This window comes from Pirellulales bacterium (genome assembly GCA_019636335.1).
Classification (GTDB): domain Bacteria; phylum Planctomycetota; class Planctomycetia; order Pirellulales; family JAEUIK01; genus JAHBXR01.
This window is the reverse complement of sequence record JAHBXR010000004.1, coordinates 178,930-203,060: the sequence shown is the minus strand read 5'-3', so window position 1 is coordinate 203,060 and position 24,131 is coordinate 178,930. Positions and strand designations below refer to the sequence as shown.

Below are 24,131 nucleotides of genomic sequence, written 5' to 3'. Positions count from 1 at the left end.
AGGTTCGGTATTTCCCACACCGACCGGCGGCCGGTGCCACTTGCCGGTTAAGTTGGCGGACTGAATCCTGCTGCAGCCAGCGCCGCCTCATAGTCTGCTGGATCATTGATGTTGCACAGGCTGCGGCAGTCGGGATCGGCGTCGGCGAACTCGGACGCGGTGACGTACCGGGTGTCGATCTCGCGCAAGAGCTCAGTGACGCGACGCCGATCGGCGGCCAATTGTTGTTCGACCGCGGCGAGCACGCTCTGGCGATACACGGCCGAGAGAGGATGCAGTCGATCTTCAACCAGGGGCGCCACGGCGTCATGCTTTCCGATCAGCTCGAACAAGCGCGTCACGAAGTCAGGCACGAGCAACGGCACATCGCAACTGGTGACGAAAGCGACGTCGACTGTTCCGGCGAGCGCACGCAGCCCGGTGGCCAGGCCTTCGAGCGGACCGCGATCGGGTTGACGATCGCGCGCAATGCGGACGTTGTCCGGCAGCGGCGGCAGGCTTTGTTCGGCCGCGGCGACGACGACCAACTCGTCGACCGTTTGACCCACGAGGCGCACGACGCGGGCCAGCATCGTCTCGGGCCCGAACGGCAGCAGCGCCTTGGCCGAACCCATCCGCCGGCTGTGTCCCCCGCAGAGGATGATCGTCCCGCGCGTCATGACGGTTCGGTCCTATCGGGCTGTGGAGTGGCCATCTATACTCGATTCTGCTTGCCGTTTAGGGACGTTCAACTCGGGTCGCCGCGCGATTACCGCTGATGCCGCTCCTGCTTGAGTATACGCCGCTGGACCGTGTGCCGGTCGAAGTCGAAGGACTGACTCCGGACCGTACGCGATCTATGTCGTTGGCCGAAGTCGAACGGCACGAGATCTTTCATGGCAATCGGCGCGTGCCGCTGGCCGAGTTGTTTCGCATCTCGGGCGATCCCGCGGATGGTGCCATTCATTTCGTTGGCGACTTGAGTGGCGTGCATCGCATCGGCGCGGGCATGACGACCGGCTCGATCTTGGTGCAAGGCAGCGTTGGTCGCCACACGGGCGCCGACATGTCGGGGGGCACGATCACCATCGAGGGAGACGCCAGCGATTGGCTGGGGGCCGAGATGCTGGGGGGCAGGATTCTCGTTCGCGGCAACGCGGGCCATCTGGTGGGGGCCGCCTATCGGGGCGCCCGACGCGGCATGCAGGGGGGCGAGATTCTCATCGCCGGCCATGCCGGTACCGAGGTCGGACGCGCCATGCGGAGAGGAATGCTCTTCGTCGGGGGCTCGGTCGGCGATGCGTTGGGTTACGAGATGTTGGCGGGCACCATCGTCGTCGGTGGCTCGGCAGGAGCTCGTACCGGTGGCGGCATGCGCCGCGGCACGATCGTGTTGCTCTCTGGAGAACATCCGCCGCTGCTACCCACGTTCCGCTACGCGTGCCGCTTGAAGCCGCCTTTCCTGGGCATGACGCTGGCCCGCGTTCGTAGCGATCGATTCGCGCTGGATGAGAGCGCGATCCAAGCCGACTTCGATCTGCACCACGGCGACTTCCTGTCACTCGGACGGGGGGAGATCTTCGTACGCGTCCATTGAGAATGGAGCTGGGGGGGGGCTTGGTTTGAGCCTTCCACCCGCATTGCCGCAGGGTCGGCGTTGCGACTAGGATGAAGTGGCCTTCAGCCCCTGTTCCGGAGCCTTTTCCATGGTCGACGCCGCTCGTGATCCGAAGTCGCATGCCCCGCTGGCGAGTCTCGACGAGTGGGAAGATGACCTCAAGCGGCGGTATCCCGAACCGGCCGGCGCGAAGCCTGCCTTTCAGGCCACCGATCCCGACAAGCAGGAAGAGCAGTTCCGCGACTACCGCGCCGAGGCTCGCGCGAGCGTCAAGGAGTTCTACCGCTTGAATCATCGCTATCAGACGCTCGAATTCGTTCGGCAGAAGCGGGCCGAGTATCTGCCGCCGGGGCGGCGCGAGATGACACTGTGGGAGGCCCTCGAGTTTCTCAACACGCTCGTCGACGACAGCGATCCCGATACCGATCTGCCGCAGATCGAACACCTGCTGCAGACCTCCGAGGCGATTCGCCGCGATGGCCATCCGCGCTGGTTCGTGCTCACCGGGTTGTTGCACGACCTGGGCAAGGTGCTTTGCTTATACGGCGAGCCGCAGTGGGCCGTCGTGGGCGATACGTTCCCGGTGGGCTGTCGCTACTCGGAGCGGATCGTGTTCCCGGAGTTCTTTGCCGACAATCCCGACAGCCATGTGTCGGAGTATCAAACGCCGTGCGGCATCTACGAGCCGAACTGCGGCCTGGACAACGTGCTGCTCTCGTGGGGGCACGACGAGTACATCTACCAGGTGATGAAGGACTATCTGCCCGAGCCGGCACTCTACATGCTGCGGTATCACTCGTTCTATGCAGGCCACCGCGAGCATGCGTACGACCACCTGATGAACGATCACGACCGGGAGCTGTTCCGCTGGGTCGACGCGTTCAATCCGTACGATCTGTACACGAAGAGCAAAGAACGCCCCAACGCCGTCGAGTTGCGGCCATACTATGAAGAGCTGGCGGCGGAGTACCTGCCGGCGAAGTTGGCCTGGTGAAGTTGTTTACTTCAACGCAATGCGAACGGCGCTTTGAGGCTCGGCACTGATCCTCTTGTCGCTGCGCGACACCGACGATTTTGCGACTCGGTGTCTTCTGGTGTCGTTCAGTCGCACCGCAAAATCATCTGCTACCCACTGCTCGACGTGTGCGCGTGCGTTTGATTAGTACCGTAGTTCGGTACCGACGTTGAGGCCTTGCGCCCAGAGGTCGCCGCTGACGAAGGAGAAGGCGGGGCGATCGGGACCGACCTGCACCGGATCGAGCTGCGTCGTGTTGACGGTCGTATCGATCTGGTGGCCGGCGCGCACGACGTTGTTCCAGTAGATGAACGTGTAGCCGACCTGCACGCGCCACCAAGTGGTGAAGTGGTAGCTGAGGTTGATCTGTGCCTCGGGCACGACGGCGAACTCGTTGCGGCTGTAGTAACCGATATTCGACGGCAGGGCGAGCAACCCCCCTTCGCGCGAGTCGGAACCGCCGCCGGGGGGCGTGACGATCGTGCTGCCCCAGATATTCACCGTCTCGTGCATGTTGCCGAGCCCGAGCTTGAAGGCGCCATCCATCGACCAGCGGCCGGTCGTGGTTTCGAACAGCAGGCCCAACTCGCCGCCGTTGAAGGTATTGGTGACGTCGAACGTGTCGAGCGTGTTGAAGGTGGTGCCGGTCGGAACCAGGCCTCCCTGTTCGGTAATCACCAGGTTTTCGGTGATGCCGACGCTTTCGTCGAAGCGGGTGAAGCGATAACCGCCCAGCAGGTCGAAGCGCACCCCGTTGTTACGAAAGAGCATGCCGGTCATGTAGGCGTTGGCATTGATCAGGCTGTTCGAGGTGTTGGCGTTGATGGTGCCGGCGATGATGTCGCCCGTGGCGGTGCTGCTGTAGGCCACCAGGGCCGAGTCTTGCGCGCCGGAGTTGGGGTTGAAGAACGGTCGCGCGAGAATCGGTTCGCCCAGCGACGTGGCCGAGAAGCTACTCGTAGCGTCTTCGAGCGCGAAGAAACCACCGCCGATGCCGACGGACCGTCGCTGGTTCAGCCAGGCGCCGAAATCGAGTCGTCCGCCAGAGCGGTAATCGTTCAGGTAGCGGTCGCCGCCGTAGAGGGTTTCCGTTCCTGGTTGGCCCAACACGCCGGCTTGCGGACGGGGGGTCTCGGCGGGGCTGGTCGTGACGAGAGCGGGCACGGATTCGCCCTTGGTCCACCACAGCAAGTAATCGGCCTGCGCCCAAAGTCCGAACGACTTGGTGTACGTATCGTCGAAGAGCGGATCGCAGCATTCGGGGGAGTACCACCAGGGATGGCTGCCACAACCGCCTCCGTATCCCCCGGCAGCGCAACCACCCGGGGGTTGGCCGCTACGGCATCCGCCTGGCGGAGGACCATAGGCGTAAGGATCCATGTCTCGATAGGATCCAGGGCCTCCCGGTCCGGCATCGAAGGCAGGATCGTAGTTGGGCGCGTAGTCGCCGTGCCATTCGCCCGGCGGCGCTACCTCTTCGAGCAGGGGCAGGGGATCGTCGTAGGCCGTCCGCGCGATGCGATAGGGACGATAGCGAACGCCGTATTCGTGGTCGTACTCGACGTACTCTTGATCGTACTTGTGCTGTAGGACGTCGGTATTGCCGCGCACGGTGGGATCGTAGTACCCGTCGTTGTAACTGGCCGGCGCGACACGGTCGTCATACTCGTTGCCGAATTCGTCGTCGTAGGCAGCTCGTTCGCGCGAGTAACGTTCGTGGTTGGCACGCGCTGCCTGAGCGCGCGAGGAGCGCGGCTGGCTCGACGCAGGATGGCTCGTCGTACGGCTCTGGCGCGCGGGAACCGGTTGGCGATTGGCGGGACGACGTGGCGTCCAACGCGGGTCTTCTTCCGCGACACTGACGGCCGGGTTCGAAAACTCGTCGAGCGGATCGATGGGCAAGCGGACGCGAGGGGGCGTCGAGCGCGGAGCCGAACGGGCTCGCTCTTGACCCGTGGCTGTTGGTTGCAGTGCCTGGCAGGCGCATACGAGCCCTGCGAGTGCCACGACTTCGAACCACCGGCATTTCATCGGATCGATCTCCCTCGAAGCTCACCTTCGCCATCCGAATTGAGGATGCGAAGGATCCCACACAGACGTCTCCCGGCGAGCGGCGATGCCGTTGCGGCGCAACGGGCGCGCAATCGCTGCCGCGGACCGTGTGGCTTGTATCGGTCGAGGGAGAAGTGCCAGTTAAGTAGAAAGCGTCCCTTGCAGACGATTTTCTGAGGTGCGAGGTTGCAGCAAAACGAGGGGAGTTTGCGGGCCGGCGCGCCAGCGATGCTAGCAACCGGCTGCCGGAAGGGAGCGTGGCGGCGCAGCGGCGCCATGCGCAAAGGAGGGCGTGGGGGCTGTCGCTGGAGTAGCGTCTAACGCAACGTACGGCCGTCGAGAACCGTGATACGTCGGGCGGTAACGTGATGACGGTCGGCATCGGGCAGGTAGCCCTGCGTGCCCGAGATGCCCACGTTGTGTCCCAGGTAGTGCCGCAGATTGACGCCCGGCGCAGGGGTGACGTAGGAACGTACCCGGCCGGCCGAATCGACCAAGGCGTAGCTGGCGCCGCCGGGCTTGTTCGATTCGATCTGGGCGAGCTTGCCCACGCCGTCGTAGCGCGACGCATTGACGTCGTCGGCGGCGGGGGTAGCGCGGCGCGCCTCGCGGACCTGGTCGACCCTTCCGCGACGAGCCTCGAGGCTGGCTTGCGCGCTCCCGAGAGACTTGGCCCGCATCTGGACGTCCTCGAAGCGCTCGATGCGTCCCACGAGCAAGCGCGCGCGGCCTCGTTCCACCGCGGTGCTGGACTGCGCGAGAATCTCCTCGGCGCGAAGCTTCAACGGTTGGAGCTTCCAACGTTGGGGCTCTGCGGTCACCATCCGCGAGAGCGCCAGGTCGATTTCTTCGAGCGCAGCGCCCGGGGGGAGTTCGGTCGACTCGTGATCCCCCTCGCGGTCGCCATGCTGCGGCACGCGTGGGGGATAGATGTTTTCGTCGGCGTGATCGCGCTCGTACTTTTGACGCGAGGCGATGCGTTCGTGACGGATCTTGGCGGCGGCTTCTTCGCGACGCGCGCGAGATTTCTCCGAGGGCGTCTGGTATTGCGCCGGCGCGACCTGGTCGTCGTACCTCTCGTCGTCCAACGACTCGTACGATTCTTCCGCGTCGTATTCGTCGTTGTATTCTTGGCGAGCCGGTCGTTTGCGCTCGGCGCTACGGCTTGGACGGCGCTGAGGTTGCTTCCGTACTTCGTCCGCTTCGTCGGCATATGCTTCCTCGTAGCGAGTCGCTTCTACGTCCTCCTCTTCGACTTGGTCGAGAGGCGCAGGCTTGCGCTGGGCAGGACGCGGGTTGGCCGATTTCTTTTTGGCACGTTGGGAGGGCGCGGGCTCGTCCTCTTCGTCCGCGACGAATTCTTCGGCGTCCGATGCTGCCCCCGAAATCGGCCTGGCTGCGATCGGTTTCAATCGGCGCGGCGCCGCTGGCTCTTCATCGCCGGCGGGTTGTTCCATCTCTGCTTCGTGCGGCGCGGGTTCCTCGACGTACTCCTCACCGGACGGCTCCGGCGCGAGATCGGCGGCAGATATCCAGCGGAACTCGCCAGCGGGGGGCGCGATCTTGAACCACGTGACGGCTTTCGGACCCTCGCCGAACTGTTGCGCCTCGAGCACAACCACCTCTTCGCCGCGGTCGAGCCGCACTTGAATCACGTCGCGCGTATCCCCCTGCTCGGTGCCGACGCGCGCCACGACGTCGTCCGCCTGGACCACGCCCCGTTGTCCGTCGAGCAAGCGCACTTGCGTGGCGAGCACCCAACTGAAGCTGCCTTGCGGCGGTCGCACGGCGCACCAGCCACCGGGATCGTGGCGATAGACTTCGACCGTGTCTCCCTCGTAGAGACGCGTCGTGGCATAGTAGTTCTTGCCAGGACCGCTGCGCAGATAGACGTCGTCGCGTTGAATGTAGCCTACGTAGGGAAACTCTTGCGCGGCCAGCGGCGCGGACGCAACGAGCAAGGCGATGAGTGCGGCAAGCGCAATACGCGGGGGCATCGAGAGGGCCTCCTCGTCGATAAGTTCGGACGCAGACAGATAAGATGCGGAGAGAAGAGGGGCGTCTTGTAGCCGAACGAGTCGACCGGCTCAAGGGCACTTGCCAGTCTGCTGGCGTGCGGGGTGCATTTCCGCGCGTGATAGCAGAGAAGCAACCTGCCGAGCAGCGGACCGCTTCGTTCTGGCCTCGCATCGTAGTAGGCGATCGAAAATATTCGGTTATGGCATGAATTCTGCGACATGGGAGCGGTCCTACCAGCGGAGAACCGAAATCCCGGTTTCGCAACGGTGAGACCGTCGCCGCTAGTGGGTTCGCCCGAGCGGGGCCAAGAAAGTTGCTGGGTTTTTCTTAAGGTGCGAGAACCACTCCCTTCTGGTGGGCGTATTGGAGGCAGCCGTGCATACTGAATCGCTGTCCTCAAGACGAGGCCCGATGCACCATGGGATCTCGATCCTCCTTCTGTCGACGAGGCCAACCCCGTTAAACAAACCCCGCCGAAGCCAGTACCCATGTTTGGCGGCGGAGGTTGGTGTCTCCCCGTCGAACGCGGCAGTTCAGCGCGCTGCGCTGTTGTTGCACCGCATGCGCACGATGTTTCTCTGCAAGCGATGTTTGCCAGGGAACTCCGTAGCTGAGCGCCGCTGAACGTTTGTTTTTCCGCAGGAGATGGCCGCATGGCACCCCCGCGTCGTCGCATGCCCGCGCACAATTCGCATTTACCCCGACGCTTGAAGCAGGAATCGTTGGAAGTTCGCCGTTTGCTGACGGCCGATCTCCCCGAGGTGAGCTTCACCACGACCGAACAAGGCAATTCCGTGGGGCCGTCGGCCGTCGCGCTGCACGACGGGACGGACGGCGCCATTTCCGACTGTAGCGCCGAGAATGGGTTGCTCGACATCGCACGCGACGAAACGTCGCAGCCGGTCGACGCGACGATCCTCGACAACGTGCTGGCCGAGACGAGCGAGGAGTTGTTCCTCGATCTGAGCTTCGCGGGGGCGGCGAACGAGCCGGGGACCGCCAAGGAAACGATCCGCACGGAGGACGACTCGACGCCCCTCGACGCAGCGACGGCTCATTGCGCGCTGAAATTGTCGAGCACGCCTCCCGAGTGACGGATGCCGATCAGACCTGGTCCGGTGATGGCGCTGTCGATGACACTCACGGTCAGCACATTGTTCCAGAAGGCCTGGAGCGACGTGCCGTTCAGGACGAAGCGCAGATTGCCCACGCCGCTCGCCACGGAATTCTGATTGAGGAACTCCCAGTCGAGGCCGGTATGGCGCCAGATCTGCACGAAGTACTGCGACGCATTGCTGCGGTAGAGCCGCGCCATGTATCCGTTCGAGTCCCCCGGTCCGCTGTAGCGTCCCAAAAGCCCGATGCTGCTGCCGGTTTGGGCGAGCGTGGTCAGGTCGATATCGGCCGAGATGGTTACGTTCGACACGTCCGGGCCATTCAGCGTCAGAACGGCGGTGGAGTTGAATTGTTGCACCAGGGCGTTGTTGAGGATGCGCAGGTCACCCAACTGCTCGGTCCAATCGGCGCCGAGATTCGGATTGTTGGCACGATTAAAATTGTCAGTGAACGGGAGCGTGACATTAGCGGGCGGCGTGAAAAGTGGTTCGTCGACGAGGAAATTGTTTGCGGTTCCGCCCGTCAGACGGATGCCCGCTGAACCCGGCCCGGCGATACTGTTGTCGGTCACGCTGGTGATCAGCACGTCGTCGATGAAGAGCGAAAGCCGATTGCCGAGGACCTCGAACCGCAGGGTGCCGACCGCGGCGCTCGTAGCGGCACTGGCCAGCGGCGTGTAGTTGCCATTCAGGTTCAACCAGATGTTGGCACTGTAGGTGTTGTTCGGACCACGTATGACGCGCGCCATGTAGGTATTGGCATCGCCCGGACCACCGTAGCGTGCCAGCACGCCGACGCTCTGGCCTTCGATGCCGCCGCTGAGGTCGTAGTCGACACGAACGAGCATATCTGTTTTGCTCAGCCCGAACAGCGTGGCGACCGACTCGGTGTTCTGGGCAAGTTCAACGACGTTGTTGGCCATGCGCAAATCGCCGACCTGTTCCAGCCAGGGTCCCGCCAGGCGGCTGCTGTCGGGGCGATCGAACGAATCGAAGTAGGGGAACGGGCTGAGGTTCACGCCATTCGTATCTTGCGGATCGAGACCCAAGACGCGGATTGCGGTCGAACCGTCGGTGCGCATCAGCACGCGTTCGCTCTGCGCCACGAAATAGACCGAGTTGTCAAACGAACGCAGCCGGTGGGGAATGTCGGCGATTTGCGAGACGGGGGCCGTGCCGGCGTTCGTCCCATCGGTTTTCCACAATACCGTCGGCACGTTCGGGAGAGAGCCGGGGGGCCGACCCGGAAAGAAGACCAGGCCATTCGCGCCGACGAAAGGAGTTTCGTCCGCGGCCAGGGTGTTGAACGTCGGTTGGACATTGTTCGAGATACGATTGGTGCCTGCCGGGCTGCCGTCGCTCCACCACAGCCGGTTTTCGGCTTTGAGATAGAGGGTATTGCCGATCGTGGTGAGCCCATCGGGCGCGCTCGATGAGGAGCCCGGGGTGATATCGCCCACGAGGACCGTCCCGGCTTGAGTGCCATCGCTCTTCCAGAGTTCATTGCCCAAGCCGGCTTCGAATGCGCCGAAATACAACAAGCCGTTGAGATTCGTCAAGTCGTGTGGCGAGGTGGTTCCCAACTTTACCGTGCCGGCTGGGGTGCCGTCGCTCATCCAGAGTCTGAATCCCGTACCATCGTCGGCGGTAAAGAACAGCGTGCCGCCGACGTTGATTCCATGGTTGTTGACACCGCGATTTATGCCGGGGCCAATGTTCTTCACGATGCTCGTCCCGCCGGGCGTGCCGTCGCTTTTCCAGAGTTCCATGCCGTTCGTGCCATCGTCGCCGCGGAAGAAGGCGAGGCCATTCACCTCGGTAAAACCGCCTGACACCACCTCGCTGCTCGGCGACAACTTGGGGATGACGGCGAGCAGCACGGTGCCGGCTTCCGTACCGTCACTCCGATGGATGGTAGTGGTGTTGCCCTCCAATTGCGTCCGGAAGTAGAGCATTCCATTCACGTTGGAAAGATCGCTGGGCGCCGACGAATTGGGACCGCTGCTAATGTCTTTCACCAGCACGGTGCCGCTGGTGGTGCCATCGCTCTTCCACAGTTCGAGGCCGTGTTCGTCGGTGCGCGCGATGAAGAAGAGCGTGCCATTGACATTGGTGAGTTGCTGGGGCGACGAGTTCGCCGGGCCGGGCCGAATATCCTTGACCAGTCGCGTGCCGGCCGTGGTGCCGTCGCTCACCCATAGTTCGACGCCCACCGTGCCGGGCGCGCCTTGTTGCGATTCATAGGCCGCGGAAAAGTAGAACTGATCTCCCACGGTTTCGATGTCGAGCACCTGGTCGAACTGCACCGGCGCGAGCGCGAGCAGCCGGCGATGCTCGAGCGATTCGAGCTGGGCTGTCGCGCGCGTCAAGCCTTTGCGCCGAGCCGAACGCGGCGCGGAGGAGCCGCGTGCCGGCCGCGACGACGGCGAACGGAACAACCGGTGCAATGAATTCCACATGGCGTCTGTCTCCTGGAAAATGCGCGGCCGTGATGCGCTTCGTGGGCGCCTGGAAAATTCGGCGGCCCCGCTGGCCACCCTGTCCCCTCCGGCATTACGAAACACCACCGTATTGGAACACGTCGCTGGCATGCTCGACGCGTCGTGAGCCGGTTCATCGGAGCGGGACCACGAGTGCAGCCCGAAGTGCGGGCCGCTCGTCATTCCCCAGTGTATCCTCTGGGCGAGGGACGGACCAAGTCCAGCCGGCCACATGGCTCAGATGGCTCCTCATCTACGTCCGCTACATCCGAGCGCCGGGTCTGCTCGGCAGCTACCTTGGTATCTGCTAATCTGGTCGCTCCTGAACCATCTGTTCACTTCGCGACCAGCAGGCGACCGATGAACGACAAGCACGATATGCACTCCCCCGCGCATGGCGAAACGGCGCCAGACCGCGCCCGCGACGTGAAGCGTCGCATTCTTGCCATCCACGCCCATCCGGACGACGTGGAATTCCAGTGCGCGGGCACGCTGGCACTGTTGGCCGCGGCGGGGCACACAGTCATCATCGCCACGATGACGCCGGGAGACTGCGGCAGCCGCGAGATGGGTCCCGAGGAGATCGCCGCGGTGCGCCGCGAAGAGGCGCGTCGCGCGGCGGAGATCATCGGCGCGGAGTATCACTGCCTCGAGTTCCGCGATCTGAGCATCGTGATCGACAACGACTCGAAGCGCCGCGTCACCGAGCTGGTGCGCCGCGCCCGACCCGACGTCGTGCTGACGGCGCCGCCGGTCGATTATATGGAAGATCACGAGGCGACGAGCAAGCTGGTACGCGACGCCTGCTTCAACGCGAGCTGTCCCAATTACGCCACGCGTCAATGGGAGCCGGCGCCGCCGACCGATCGAATTCCGGCGCTGTTCTATGTCGATCCGGTCGAGGGGAAGGATCTGTGGGGGGAGCCGATCCTGCCGCACTTCTACATCGACGTGAGCGACGTCTTCGAGACGAAGCAGCAGATGCTGGCGTGTCACGAAAGCCAGCGCAACTGGCTCCGCGCGCAGCACGGTGTCGACGAGTATCTCGAGAGCCAGCGTCGCTGGGGCGCCGGTCGCGGTTGGGAAGTGGGGGTCAAGTTCGCCGAAGCCTATCGGCAGCACGTGGGACATCCCTACCCCAGCCACAACTCGCTTGTCGATCTACTGCCTGGACGTTATTACACCCGCAGTTGACGAGCGCGCGAGCTACGCATCGCCGACGGCTGCCTTATACCCACTGCGGCGCGCGCTTCTCGCGGAACGCCGCTAGCCCTTCGCGCGCCGCTTCGGTCGTGCGCGACGTGGCGCTCACGGCCGCGCCGGCCGTCAACAGCGTGTTCAGGTGCTCGCCGACCGTCTCGTTGAGCATCCGCTTGGTGAGTTGAATGGCCTCGGGGGCCGATTCGGCGCAGGCCGTGCCGATCTCCTTGGCGCGGGGCCAGAGATGGTCGGGATGCACCACTTCGTGAAAGAGATGCAGGCGCAGGGCCTCGGAGGCGAAGATCGGCGCGGCGGTGAGCATCAGGTAGCCGGCCGGACCGGCTCCGACGCGGAACGCCAGCAGCGGCGCAACCAGCCCCGCCACGATGCCGCGCCGTGGCTCGGGCAGCCCGAACGAGGCCCCTTCGGCCGCCACGACGATGTCCGAGGCAAGCAGTAGTCCCGCTCCGCCGGCCAGCGCAGCGCCATTCACGGCGGCGATGATGGGCTTGGGAAAGATCAGCATCTGCTGCACGAGATCGCGGTAGGCCAGCGCGTCGTTCTGCCAGGTGGCATAGGCCTCGGGCGTGCCGGCCACGTCGAGCATCTCGCCCAGGTCCATGCCGGCGCAGAAGGCGGGTCCAGAGCCGGTGAGAATCACGGCGCGAACGCGGCGTTCTTGATGCAGGTCGCTGAAGGCCTGCGCCAGCTCGGCCAGCAATTCGCGACTGAGCGCGTTGCGCTTGCCGGGGCGATTCATGACGACCGTGGCGGTCGAATCGTGGATGTGGATGCGGACCGGCGCGTCGCTCATGGTGATCTCCTCGGTTTCCTCGGTCCGCGGCATCCGACGTTACACCTGGAAGACCCCCACGCGGAAGGGCTCCTGTTCGGCATGTCGCGTGGCGACTTCCAGCGCCGTGATCAGGACGTCGCGCGTCTCGGCCGGATCGATGATGGCATCAACCCAGCCGCGTGCGGCGCCGTAGCGCGGGTCCATCTGTCGATCGTAGCTTCCCTTGACCTTGTCGCGCAGGGCGGCCAACTCGGCGGCATCGACGGCGTGCCCCTGCCGCTCGAGGCTCTTCACCGTCACGTCGAGCAAGGTCGACGTGGCCTGCTCGCCTCCCATCACGGCGCAGCGGGCCGTGGGCCAGGCGAAAATGAAGCGCGGGTCGTAGGCCTTGCCGCACATGGCGTAATTGCCTGCCCCGAAGGAGCCCCCCAGCATCACGCTAAGCTTCGGCACGCGGCTGTTGCTGATGGCGTTCACGAGCTTCGCCCCCGCTCGGATGATCCCTTCCTGCTCGCTGTCGCGGCCGACCATGAAGCCGTTCACGTCGTGCAAGAAGATGATTGGCAGCCAGTCCTGGTTGCAGTTCATGATGAACCGGGCGGCCTTTTCGGCGCTGTCGACGTAGAGCACGCCGCCGAATTGGATCGGCCCTTGCGCCGGCTGCACCTGGTGGTGCTGATTCGCGAAGATGCCCACCGGAAAGCCGCCGAGATGGGCCGTGCCGCAGACGACCGACTGGCCGTACTCGGGCTTGTACTCCTCGAAGCTGTCGCGGTCGACCAGGCAGGCGATGACATCGCGTGCCTCGTACGGCTTCTGCGGATCGGGGTTCACCAGGTCGTAGAGATCGGTTCCCGGTCGGGCAGGCCCCGCGGCAGCCTGCCGCGTAAACGGGGCTGGCGGCAGCTCGGAATCGGGGGCCCCGAGCGCGACAAGCTTCCGCAGCCGCTCGAGGCACGCTTCGTCGTTCGGATCGCGATAGTCGATCGTGCCTGAGACCTGCGCATGCATGGCCGCGCCGCCGAGCTCTTCGTGCGAGACGCGCTGACCGATGGCGCTGCGTACCAGGGCCGGCCCGGCCAGGTAAAGGCCCGAGCCTTCGGTCATGAGCAGCTTGTCGCACAGCACAGGCAGGTATCCGCCGCCGGCGACGCAGTTTCCCATGATCGCGGCGATCTGGCTCAGCCCACCGGCCGAGATCACGGCGTTGTTGCGAAAGATGCGGCCGAAGTCGTCCTCGTCGGGAAAGACATCCTCTTGCAGAGGCAAGAAGACGCCGGCCGAGTCGACCAGGTAGACGAGTGGCAAGCGGTTCACGAGGGCGATGCGCTGCGCGCGGAGCACTTTTTTTGCTGTGGCGGGGAAGAAGGCCCCCGCCTTCACGGTGGCATCGTTGGCCACGATCATATGGCGGCGGCCGGCGATCTTGCCGATGCCGACGACCACTCCGGCCGACGGGGCGCCCCCCCATTCTTCGTACATTTCGAAGGCGCGCCACAACCCGATCTCGAAGAAGTTCGTGCCGGGATCGATGAGCCGCTCGATGCGTTCGCGGGCCGTGAGGCGGCCCTTTTCGTGCTGGCGTGCGATGGCCGCTTTGCCACCCCCCAGACGAATCACCTCTTCTTGCTTTTTGAACTCGGCGACCAGGGCCGAAAGGGTGCTGGCTGGGGCTGTCGTCGTGGGGGGCATGGCGTTCCAGAAGGCTGCAAGGAGAGGAAGCGGCGGCTCGTTCGCTCGCTGGCAGGCAGCCCCTGGATGCTCCAAGGGGGTCGATCCGGGCATCGCTCGTTTTCCTCGAACGACGACCTGCCAACCGGCGAAACAGGCCATGATAGCAGCCCCCTGCGACGGGCCAAGTTGACCGGCGGCTGACCGGCAGTGTCGTGCCGATCGGGGCGGTTCTGACGGCGCGAGAACGCTTTCTCCCAGGTCCCTTCGATCCAGGCGTGACCGGGGCACGTATTGCAGAAAGACAACGCGACCGTTCGGTCCACGATGCCGCCGGGCAACATGCTCCCCTCGATCGACCGGCGGCGGCGGCTCTTCAACTCATCGTAACTCTCGTCTATTTCGGCGTTTGTCGTCGTTCGGACGGCAAGGCTCTGAGGTCTGGCACTCGACGTGCATTCAACTGCCAGCCAGACCGCCGTGCTCGATGCCGGCGACCTTTTGTGCGTCACGGAACAAGGGAAGCAACTTGCGAAAGAACACCCGGAAGCAGCCCTCTTCTCGCGTCACTCGCTCCAAGGTCGCCCAGCACGCGACGCCCGCTCGCAAAGAGAAATCGGGCGTCGAGCGCCTGGTCGAAGCGGTCTTTGAAGACGAAACCTCGCCCCGCGCCGGCGTGGAAGATCGCGACGAACGCTTCGAGGAAGAAGGCGTCGATAACGAGCACCGCGGTGAAGAAGAAGACGTCTACGGCGACGATCTCCTCGAATCGGACGAGCACGGCGATGCCCGCATCGACGATCCGGTCCGCATCTACTTGATGCAGATGGGCGAGATTCCGCTCCTCTCGCGCGAGCAAGAATTGAACGCCGCTCGCGACATCGAGCAGAGCCGCACGCACTATCGCAACTCGATGCTCGCCAGCGACTACTTGTTGCAGGGAGCAGTGAGCCTGCTCCGCAAGGTGCGCGATGGCGAATTGCGACTCGATCGCACGGTCGAGGTCTCGGTGACCGACGCCGCCGAGAAGCGCCACGTGCTACGTCGCCTGCAGCCGAATCTCACGACGCTCGATCACCTGCTCGCGCAGAACGCGCACGATTACCGGGTCGCCGTGTCGAAGCGCTATCCCATGTCGGAGCGCCGTGCCGCCTGGCGCCGCCTGGTGCGCCGCCGTCACAAGGCGGTCCGCCTCGTCGAAGAGTTGGGCCTGCGTACGCAACGCCTGCAACCGCTCATGCAGCAATTGGCCGAGATCAGTGCTCGGATGGACGCCCTCCAGCAGCAACTGGCCGAGGCGAAGCGGGGGGGCCTGTGCATGTCGCACCCCGACGAGCTGAAGAGCGAGCTGCACTACCTGATGAAGATCACCTACGAGAGTCCCGCCACGCTGCGTCGTCGCGTGGCGAGGACGCACCACTTGCAGGCTCGCTATGATGCCGCCAAGCGGGTCCTCTCAGCCGGCAACCTGCGTCTGGTCGTGTCGATCGCCAAGCGTTATCGCAACCGGGGGCTGAGCTTCCTCGACCTGATTCAGGAAGGCAACACCGGCCTGATGCGGGCCGTCGACAAGTTCGAGCACGCCCGCGGCTACAAGTTCTCGACCTATGCCACGTGGTGGATTCGCCAGGCGATTACCCGGGCCATCGCCGATCAGAGCCGCACGATCCGCCTGCCGGTTCACATGATTGAGACGATGAGCAAGGTGCGCACCGTGACGCGCGACCTGTACCAGGAGAAGGGGCGCGATCCCAGCCTGGAAGAGACCGCCTTGGCCGCGGGACTTTCGCTCGAAGAGACCCGCTGCGTGTTGAACATGACCCGGCATCCTCTTTCGCTCGATCAACCGGTCGGCGAGCACGACGATAGCTTCTTCGGAGAATTCGTCGAGGATGGGCACAACGAAGATCCGCTGCGAGACCTGAGCCAGGAGCACCTCAAGCGCACCATCGACGACGTGCTCGAGGGGCTGAACTATCGCGAGCGGGAAATCATCCGCCTGCGATATGGCCTGACGGACGGTTATGCCTACACGCTCGAAGAGGTGGGCAAAATCTTCTCCGTGACCCGCGAACGCGTGCGACAGATCGAGGCCAAGGCCGTCCGCAAGCTGCAGCACCCGGTGCGCTGCCGCGAGTTGGGTGGCTTCGTCGACGGCGTCGAGATCGCCTGAGACGATCGCGTCGGCCTGCGAGTTGAGGATGCACCTAGTACGCCGCCGCTTGGGCGTGCGAGGTCATCAGGGGGCCAAACTGTCGCGTCAACCAGCCGCGGATCGAATCGGCCGCGGCGAGATGGCCGGCACTCGTCCAGTTTCCATCCTGCGGCGCGTAGACGGGCTGCTCGGCGCGCCGCAGGTAGGGAAGCAGGTCGAGGTGAGCCACGGCCCTCTCTTGGGCGAAGCCCACGATCCGCCGCTGCGGCAATTCCAGATCGAGCTCTTGCAGGGGGTAACCGGCGCGGCGAGCCAGGCTCTGACAACGGGCGTCGTTGAGCTGAAACTCGCCCGGCACGATCACCAGGGCGCAGGGTAAATCGCGCCGCGCACACTGCTCGACGAGATCGTTCACGTGGGCCAGGGCTTCGTCCCACCGCGTGCGCATCTCGTCCCCCAGGGGCGTGCGACAGACGGCGAGCGCCTCGGCCTTGCGGCGCTCGCGCTCGGCCGATTCTTCTTCGGCAAGCTGCCTGCCCGTGCGGGGGAGCAGTGCGCCGGTCATGGTTTGATAGAGCCGTAGTCCCTGCCATTCAAAGGGATCGGGCAGGGGCAGCTCGCGCGTGATGTCGTCGTCGACCGAGAGGAAGACGAGGACGAGCCCCGGCCGGAAGCCGGCCACTTCATGCACGAGCTGGGCGGCGTATTCTCGCGGGCCAGCATGCGGCAGCCCGAAATTGTAGATCTCGACGCCGGGCAGGCTCTGTTCGACGAGCTCCAGGTAGTTCGTCTGAGCCGTGCCGGAAATGGTCACGCCATCCCCCAGGGCCGCGATGCGGAAGACGCCGGGCGTGGTCGCGCGAACGAATTCGTCGTCCCAGTACCCGTGGCGATTGACGTTGCGGCCGCCGTGCTGGCTGCCGGGGGGAAGCCGCAAGCCCTGGGCGACGAAGGCCGCCGGACCGCGACCATCGAAGACCAGCGTGTGCAGCCGCAACGTCGCCTCGAACGAGGCGACGAGCAGCAGGATGTAAAACGCCAGCCGTCCCAAAGAGCGCATCGTTGCGCGTTCGCCGAGCGTGACGGTGATTTTTTCGAAGCGTCGCGGGGCCGCCAGCGGCAGCAGGCTCGCGGTGTACCAGGCGGCTACGGCGGCCCGAAACAGGTACCGCACGTCGTGCGGTTCGCCCAGCGAAAGAACGGCCACGTAGTTCAGCACAGCGCCGGCGAACATCCACTGCCAGAAGTTGGGACGCCAATAGAGCTGACGTGGATCGGCGGCGCCGCCACACCGGTAGAGACGCCACAGGACGTGCCACTGCACGAGGGCCAACAGCACGAGCACGACGCCACTGGGGGCGCGGTAGAGGCTCGGGTCGGGACTGCGACCGTGTTGCCAGAGGGTCTCCAGGCCGAGCAGGAGAAAGAGGCCGGCCACCGCCGAGAGAGTGAGCCAGGACCGCCATCCCAGGCGGAGCTCGCGCCGGCTCGGAGCAAAGCTCAACGGTCTCGGCACCAGTGCATTCCTTGCGCTGTGCTGTGAGCGGACCGCCTGCAAAATCGTGCCCAACGTGTAACCGAATTGCCGTTTGGCGCCTAGTCCAAGTCGGCTCGTCGCACGCAAGCACCCATCAAGTGAGTATCGACTGGCTCGCACGTCGAAGTTGAAAAACTTATCGTCCACGCGCCGAGATCAGTCGCGAAGACCCTGGGGGGTGCGACGGGCAGCGCCACACGATGATGGACGATTCGGACGGCGTTATCCCGGCCGTTTCACGTTGCGGAGCACGGCCGCCGTGGCCTGCGACTTGTTGAGCACGTAGAAGTGAACGCCCGGCACGCCGCCATCGGCCAGCCCTTGGACCTGGGCGGTGGCGAACTCGACGCCGACGTCGAATTGCCCGGCGGCATCGTCTTGCTGCGCTTCGAGTCGCGTGACGAAGTCGAGCGGCAGCTTCGCGCCGCAGAGCGAGGTGATGCGGCGAATCTGGGCCAGGTTCGTGACGGGCAAGACGCCCGGCACGATCGGCACGCGCACGCCCAGCTTTTCGGCGCGGTCGCGGAAGCGGAAGAAGTCGTCGTTGTCGTAGAACAACTGCGTCACGACGACGTCGGCGCCCGCGTCGACCTTGCGCTTGAGGTTCTCGAGATCGCTCTCCGCGCTGGGGGCCTCTTGGTGGGTCTCGGGGTAACCAGCCACGGCGATGCCCAGCGTGGCAAACTCGCGTCGGATGAGGGTCACCAGCTCGTTGGCATACGACAATCCGCCGGCGACGGCGCGGAAGCTGGTTTCGCCCTTGGGGGGATCGCCGCGCAGGGCGACGATGCTGCCGACGCCGCGCTGGATCGCCTCGGCGAGATAGCCGCGCAGCTCGTCGACGGTCGAGCCGACGCACGTGAGGTGAGCTGCCACGTCGAGATCGAAGTCGCGCCGCACGCGTTCGACGATCGAAAGGGTCTTATCGCGCGTCGATCCACCGGCCCCGTAAGTGCAGGTGACGAAGCTGGGCGAGAATTTTACGAGCTCCGCCACGTGGCGGAACATCTCCGCTTCTCCTTCGGCCGTCTTGGGCGGAAAGAGCTCGAAGGAAAGCGTGAAGCGTCCAGAGCCGTAGACTTGCGAGAGTTTCGTCGCCAACGATCTATCCACCCGTTCCAAAGATCCCCTGTCCCCCTTACAGGACCAGCGGTTCGCCGGCCAGTTGACGCTCGTAGCGCGTCAGCTCGTACATGTCGCGCAGCAACTGCCGATCGCAGAGTCGTTGCGTCACGTTACGCCGCGCGAACATGCGTGCCTGCGTGTCGATCAGCACCTCGACCGGCGTTTCGGTCACCTGGCCGAAGAGGCGCGCGTAGTTGACAAAGCTGGGCACGTTCGTCGTCACGAAGCCATAGACCATACTACAGACGCCGATGGTCTTGCCGGTGAAGATTCCGGTATTGATGGCCGATTTGACGTAGTCTCCCACGATGCAGCCAATGAACTGCATGCCGGTCGGCACGCGCTTGCCCTGGTACTCCATGTTCACTTCGCCGTACGTGTTTTTCAGATCGCTGTTGCACGTACCGGCGCCCAGGTTGATCCAGCTTCCCAGATAGCTGTGCCCGAGGAAACCGTGGTGCTGTTTGTTCGTGTAGGGCTCGATGACCGAGGCCTCGACCTCGCCGCCGATCTTGGTCGTATGGCCGAGCACGACGCCATCCTTGATGGCCGAGTGCTCGATGACCCGGGCGTGGGCGCCGATGTAGGCCGGGCCATTCAGGTAGCAGTAGGGACCTATGTTGGCACCCGTGTCGACGAGGATGGGGCCCTTGCGCGTGTCGGTCACCACGTGCGCGCCGAGCTGAACCTCGTCGGACACGAACAGGCCAGGCGAGGCCTCGCGGTAGTGGCCGCGCTGCAGACGCCGCTCGAGATTGCCGGCCAGCCCCAGCAGGTGGTAACGCACGATGTCGTGCGGATACTCGAGCAGCGGCAGGTCGAGCTCGAGCGCGTCGAACTCGAGCCCCTTGAAGTAGAGCGTGAGCTCCTCGGCGGTCGAACCTTCGGCCGGAGGCGAGGCGCCGGCGGGCAACAGCGCCACGACCGTGCGTTTCTTGGCTCGCACGATGCAGGGCCGCCCCTCGCGCACGAGCCTGTCGAGCGTGTCGAGCGACGAGGCGAGCGGGGCGAGCGCCGCATTGACGAGCAGCGTCGGGCCTGGATCGGCAGGTGCGGCGGCCAACTCAGGAAAATTCTCGCGCTGAATCTCGCGCAAGTAGGGACGCACGATCCAACGGACAGAGGCATCGAACTCCGCGATCAGATCGATGAGCCGGTATCCGCCGCAGGTGATCGCAAAGGCCGGCTTGCCGATCGAAACCGGGTAGAGCTGCGGCACCCATTCATCTTCGAAGAGAACGACGGTCACGGCGGTCCTGTGCCCGAGGGGCGAGGCGAAGTCTTGCTGCGTGCAGCAGCCGGCTGAAACGGCTCCCTGCCGCGTCTATCCGCCGATAACCTTAGCGCCGCGTTGCCAGACGGTCAACCGCTGCTGCCCTGGGCCGCCGGACGAAGCAAGGGCCTGGCACGCCGCCAAGGCCCGGTCGAAGCCATCGCCAGGTTCGCGTGTAGCTGCTCACGGCTCGCAAAATGACGACTTGCGTCGCGATTCTGGGATCGCATCCCGCGATCCGCACGGGCCGAGGAATATTTCCCCGGCCTGTTAGCGCGACTTGCGCTGCAACGGCTGGCGGATCTGGTAGACGGTATAGCGATCCGGGGAGATGTCTCCCAGCATGATGTAAGGGAAGCGGCCGATCACGGCGGCATAGAAGCCCGCGTGGAGCGGGGCCCGCATCGTGATCACGGGGGAGCGGTGCGCGATCTCGAACGACTCGCGGGTCGTGGCCAGTTCGGTCGAGAGGTGCCACAGATTCGTGTTGTAGCTGGGGATTGCCACGTAGTCGCCCACGGCCAAATCGAGGTGATCGTAGTCGAGGGGCATCGCGCCGAGACGCTGCATCTCGTATTGGAATCCCCAATGTCCTTCGAACCAGAGTCGAGTGCCGTCTTTCTGGTACTTGGCGACGATTTGTTGGGCTGCTTCGTAAGCGGTCGAGGCCTGGGCGTAGTTACCCCAGGCTCCCAGCATCCCCACGGCCAGACCAAAAAGTAGCGAGCCGTAGTCCCATCGCCAGCGTCGCGGTCCCCGCAGCAGCGAACAACGCTCGAGGTTGCGTGCCACCAGCAGGGCCACGGCCGGCGCTATGGGGAGCATCGATCTTCCACTGACCGTCCAATTCAGAAAGCCGGCGAAGATGAACGTTCCGCCGACCCACAAGGCCAGCATTAGCGACAGGGCGTCGCGCTGGTTTTTCAGGTCGCTGACGACCAGCACGAGAACGGTGAGTCCTGCTCCAACCATCAGCAGCACATGGACGACCTGAATGGTGCGTTCGCTTGGACTCGAGATATCAGGCGCGAGATTGTCGGGGTCGAGCCAGCCCTGCGACACGGCTGCCACGCTAATCAGGCAGATCACCACGACGATGCCCACCAGCCAAACGATGTTCCACATTCGCGGAGCATAGGTCAGCACCCCCAACAGGCAGCCCCCGAGAAACAGCACCGCGACAAAGCTCGTTTCCAAACTGATGAGCAGTTGATTTGCCTGCCGGGCTTCAGAACTGTAGTGCATGGCATCGGCGAGCAACCCCGCGCCGTAGAGGTGAGCCGTCCACGACTCATAACCGACCAGGGTCGCCAGTGGCACGCCGAACCAGAGCAACCACCAGCCGACGTTCTTCCGGACGGTTAGGGCATAGACCAGTAGCAAGGGGGCCAGGGCGATGCCGAAATACTTGATGAGCACGGCCAATGCCATGCAGAGCGCGGCCAATGCTTGGGGTAGCAACCTGCGGCGCTGGATGCCATCGACCCAAAAGGCGATGCCCCAAGTCCAGCAGGCCAACAACATGACGTCGCACATGAGCATGGTGGCCGACATGAGAAACACGGGCATGGCCAGCGTGAGGCAGCCCGAGAGAAGGGGGTCGAGACCCAAGCGGTCGGCCAGTGTATAGACCCCCCACACGGTCAATACGGCCGGCGCCAGCATGGCCAGATGGAGCACGACCGCGTGAAAGCCAAACAGCGACCCCACGACCGCCAGATAATAGGAGGCCAGGGGCGGGTTCTTCATGTTGATGATCATCGGCGCTTCGGTGCCGAACCAATTGGCCGAGAAGCCATAGAAGTCGGCCGGTACCTGCGCGATATGCTGGGCCGTCCAGATGAAGAGGGGGTCGTCCACGTGTGGCGGCTGCGCCACGAAGGGGAGCAGGCAGGCCAGCGTCAGTCCCGCGAGCAGCAGCCTGGGGTAGCGGACGACGAGGCGCGCGGAGCAATCCGGTGTCGAGTCTTGTGCGAGCTTGGGTGTCTGCACGAGAGGCTTCGAGGTGGCCGGCGCCGGAAATGACATCGAATACTGCTCGCGCAAAGGTCGAAGGGCGCGCGATAAGCTTGCCGCGCGGAGTACATGTTAGCGAATGGCCGGCGGGGGAAGATCCAATTTGAAATCGCGCCGTAGAACCTGTACCAGGTATTGGTCCGCAGGAACAGATCCCAACCGCCAGGGGAGCCGACCATAGCTGGTGCCGTAGAAGCCCGCGTTTGCCTGCTTCCGCTGGGTGGCCACGGGCAGTTTCATGTTCATCGTGACGGCGGTCTTCACTTCGGCAAGTTCGGTAGGCAGAAGCACCGTGTTCGTATTGGCCAGTGGGGCCACGACGACATCGCCCTCCTGGAAGCGAATTCGGCTCGAATCGAGCGGCGCAACGCCCAGCTTTTCGAAATAGTATTGGAAGCCCCAATGTCCGACGAAGGTAAACTGCTGGTCCTGCGGACGATGGTCGCGGGCCAGGATCTCGGCAGCGCGTCGGGCAGAGGCCGCGTGTTCGTAATCTCCCGCCGTAGCTAGCATGGCCGCGGCAAGACCGACCAGCAAGGGCGCCGCGTCGCGGAGACTGATTTCGTCCAGCCACTTTTTCTCAGCGACATCACTTTCGGTTTCTTCAAGTCGTCGTGCCACGAGTATGCCGAGCGCCGGCACCATGGGCAGCACCGAGCGGCCGTTGATCGTCCAATTGACGAAGCCGGCGAACAGGAGCGTGCCGACCATCCAGCCCCCCAGCAGAAGTTTCGAACGCTGGCGCTGGGCAGCAAAATCCGAGACCACCAGACCCAGCACGGTGAACCCGGCCAGCAGAAAGACGAACACGTGGGCGAAGAGGCGCCAGCCTTCGCCCGTGGTCAGGCTGGTGACTTGCTGCAGCACGTCGGCCCAGCCGCGGTAGAGCGCCAGGAATGAAAGCACGAGGGACGCGACCACCGTAACGCCGAGCGTCCAATACTGCCAGCAGCGCGGCGCAAACAAGGCCACTCCCACGACGCAGCCGCCGATATAGACGACCAGCCGGAAAAAGCCCTGCAAGTTGCGCGGGGCGCCTTCGGTTTCATTCGCCCGAGAGGCATACGATTGTGCGTCCGAGACCAGTCCGAAGCCGTACATCGATTCGGTGACTCGCTCGAAGGCGAGCATGGCCAGCACCGGCACGAGCAGCCAGAGCATGCCCCAGGTGGCTTTGCGGCGCACGTCGATGGCGTCGAGCAGCATGAGCGGCACGAGGCACATGCCGAAGTATTTGGTGAGTGCCGCCAGCGTGGCAAGCACGGCGCCCGCCAGGAGCAGCCCCTGCCGTTCTTCGTGCAACCCGCGATGCCAGCACACGAGCGACCAAACCCACAGCGCCAGGAACGGCACGTCGCACATCAGCGTGCTGGCACAGATCACGAAGACGGGGGTCGTCAGGGCGACGAGCGTCGCCAGGAACGGACGCCGGCAGAGCAGCCGCGCCAACTCGAAGGTGCCGAGCACCGCGGCGATCGTGGGCAGAAGTTGGGCCGTGTGCAGACCGACCTCGCCAAAGCCCAGCAGCGTGGCCGCCGCCGCGATGTAATAGGAGGCCAGAGGGGGGTTCTTCATCATGTCCGACATGGGCGCCGAATAGCCGAACCAGTTGACATTGAACCCGTAGAAGTCGACCGGATCGGATTGGAGATGCTGCGCCGACCAGACGAAGAGGGGGTCGTCGATGTGCAACGGCTTGCCGAGAAAGGGGACCGTGACGAAGAGCGTCGCGAGCACCAGGACGGCCCGATGCTGCCACAGGAGTCGCACCGAGGTCGCGGTGGCAGCAGACCGCTGTGCTTCGCGATTTGCTGTTGGCGATTCGTGTGCGCGTGGCTGTGCCGCGATCGTCGGATCCATGCTTCCCCCGTGCATGACCTTGCCCATGTCTGCCCGGCCAAGCACCGCGCCAGACGCAACCATCCATGATCGACGCGCCGCTGCGGGGCGTCAACTCGAATCCCGCGCTCGGCGATGGCCGGGCCGTCCCCCTCCATCCAGGTATCAAAAAGGCCGCTGTGCAACGGGATTACCGTCGCACAGCGGCCCAGGCGTATCGATTTTCCGCGGGCAGTTTCAG

Annotated in this window: 16 protein-coding genes; 5 read left to right on the top strand and 11 right to left on the bottom strand. The window is 64.3% G+C overall.

What is annotated here, in order from left to right; all coding sequences use genetic code 11:
* Nucleotides 1–47: 47 nt before the first annotated feature.
* A complete protein-coding gene (locus KF708_06155) occupies nucleotides 48–659 on the bottom strand; it encodes a molybdenum cofactor guanylyltransferase (GenBank protein ID MBX3412283.1) in 612 nt (203 codons plus the stop codon).
* A gap of 98 nt (nucleotides 660–757) precedes the next feature.
* Here KF708_06155 and KF708_06150 point away from each other — a divergent pair, with 98 nt between their 5' ends.
* Nucleotides 758–1,576, top strand: coding sequence for a formylmethanofuran dehydrogenase subunit C (locus tag KF708_06150; GenBank protein ID MBX3412282.1), 819 nt, complete (start codon nucleotides 758–760; stop codon nucleotides 1,574–1,576).
* A 109-nt stretch (nucleotides 1,577–1,685) separates the two neighbouring features.
* Nucleotides 1,686–2,591 (top strand): hypothetical protein, encoded by a 906-nt coding sequence (locus KF708_06145; GenBank protein MBX3412281.1) that lies wholly within the window; start codon nucleotides 1,686–1,688, stop codon nucleotides 2,589–2,591.
* 165 nt (nucleotides 2,592–2,756) lie between these two features.
* Here KF708_06145 and KF708_06140 read toward each other — a convergent pair whose 3' ends face one another.
* Nucleotides 2,757–4,643 carry a BBP7 family outer membrane beta-barrel protein gene (locus KF708_06140; protein ID MBX3412280.1) on the bottom strand — a complete coding sequence of 629 codons (1,887 nt, stop codon included), beginning with the start codon at nucleotides 4,641–4,643 and terminating at the stop codon, nucleotides 2,757–2,759.
* Nucleotides 4,644–4,981: 338 nt separating this feature from the next.
* Entirely contained in the window at nucleotides 4,982–6,661 is a 1,680-nt protein-coding gene (locus tag KF708_06135; GenBank protein MBX3412279.1) for an SH3 domain-containing protein, read from the bottom strand.
* A 675-nt stretch (nucleotides 6,662–7,336) separates the two neighbouring features.
* Between KF708_06135 and KF708_06130 the strand changes: the two genes are divergently transcribed.
* Nucleotides 7,337–7,777 carry a hypothetical protein gene (locus tag KF708_06130; protein MBX3412278.1) on the top strand — a complete coding sequence of 147 codons (441 nt, stop codon included), beginning with the start codon at nucleotides 7,337–7,339 and terminating at the stop codon, nucleotides 7,775–7,777.
* On the opposite strand, the gene KF708_06125 is transcribed toward KF708_06130, so the two are convergent.
* Entirely contained in the window at nucleotides 7,738–10,257 is a 2,520-nt protein-coding gene (locus tag KF708_06125) for a hypothetical protein (protein ID MBX3412277.1), read from the bottom strand. The two genes, KF708_06130 and KF708_06125, sit on opposite strands and share 40 nt — an antisense overlap.
* Before the next feature lie 381 nt (nucleotides 10,258–10,638).
* Between KF708_06125 and KF708_06120 the strand changes: the two genes are divergently transcribed.
* A complete protein-coding gene (locus KF708_06120; GenBank protein ID MBX3412276.1) occupies nucleotides 10,639–11,472 on the top strand; it encodes a PIG-L family deacetylase in 834 nt (277 codons plus the stop codon).
* A gap of 34 nt (nucleotides 11,473–11,506) precedes the next feature.
* Here KF708_06120 and KF708_06115 read toward each other — a convergent pair whose 3' ends face one another.
* Together KF708_06115 and KF708_06110 are read right to left on the bottom strand one after the other, a co-directional pair.
* On the bottom strand, nucleotides 11,507–12,292 hold the full coding sequence (locus KF708_06115; protein MBX3412275.1) for an enoyl-CoA hydratase/isomerase family protein: 786 nt from the start codon (nucleotides 12,290–12,292) through the stop codon (nucleotides 11,507–11,509).
* Nucleotides 12,293–12,331: 39 nt separating this feature from the next.
* The gene (locus KF708_06110; GenBank protein ID MBX3412274.1) at nucleotides 12,332–13,966 is read right to left on the bottom strand and encodes an acyl-CoA carboxylase subunit beta; all 1,635 of its coding nucleotides are present in this window, start codon (nucleotides 13,964–13,966) and stop codon (nucleotides 12,332–12,334) included.
* Nucleotides 13,967–14,432: 466 nt separating this feature from the next.
* Here KF708_06110 and KF708_06105 point away from each other — a divergent pair, with 466 nt between their 5' ends.
* On the top strand, nucleotides 14,433–16,118 hold the full coding sequence (locus tag KF708_06105) for a sigma-70 family RNA polymerase sigma factor (protein MBX3412273.1): 1,686 nt from the start codon (nucleotides 14,433–14,435) through the stop codon (nucleotides 16,116–16,118).
* Between the two features lie 34 nt (nucleotides 16,119–16,152).
* On the opposite strand, the gene KF708_06100 is transcribed toward KF708_06105, so the two are convergent.
* The 5 genes from KF708_06100 to KF708_06080 all read right to left on the bottom strand — a co-directional run bounded on the left by KF708_06100 (nucleotide 16,153) and on the right by KF708_06080 (nucleotide 23,974).
* Nucleotides 16,153–17,616, bottom strand: coding sequence for a hypothetical protein (locus KF708_06100; GenBank protein ID MBX3412272.1), 1,464 nt, complete (start codon nucleotides 17,614–17,616; stop codon nucleotides 16,153–16,155).
* Nucleotides 17,617–17,859: 243 nt separating this feature from the next.
* On the bottom strand, nucleotides 17,860–18,738 hold the full coding sequence (gene metF / locus KF708_06095) for a methylenetetrahydrofolate reductase [NAD(P)H] (GenBank protein ID MBX3412271.1): 879 nt from the start codon (nucleotides 18,736–18,738) through the stop codon (nucleotides 17,860–17,862).
* Between the two features lie 37 nt (nucleotides 18,739–18,775).
* The gene (locus tag KF708_06090) at nucleotides 18,776–20,011 is read right to left on the bottom strand and encodes a glucose-1-phosphate thymidylyltransferase (GenBank protein MBX3412270.1); all 1,236 of its coding nucleotides are present in this window, start codon (nucleotides 20,009–20,011) and stop codon (nucleotides 18,776–18,778) included.
* A 294-nt stretch (nucleotides 20,012–20,305) separates the two neighbouring features.
* Entirely contained in the window at nucleotides 20,306–22,063 is a 1,758-nt protein-coding gene (locus KF708_06085) for a glycosyltransferase family 39 protein (protein MBX3412269.1), read from the bottom strand.
* A gap of 60 nt (nucleotides 22,064–22,123) precedes the next feature.
* A complete protein-coding gene (locus tag KF708_06080; GenBank protein ID MBX3412268.1) occupies nucleotides 22,124–23,974 on the bottom strand; it encodes a glycosyltransferase family 39 protein in 1,851 nt (616 codons plus the stop codon).
* Nucleotides 23,975–24,131: the final 157 nt, after the last annotated feature.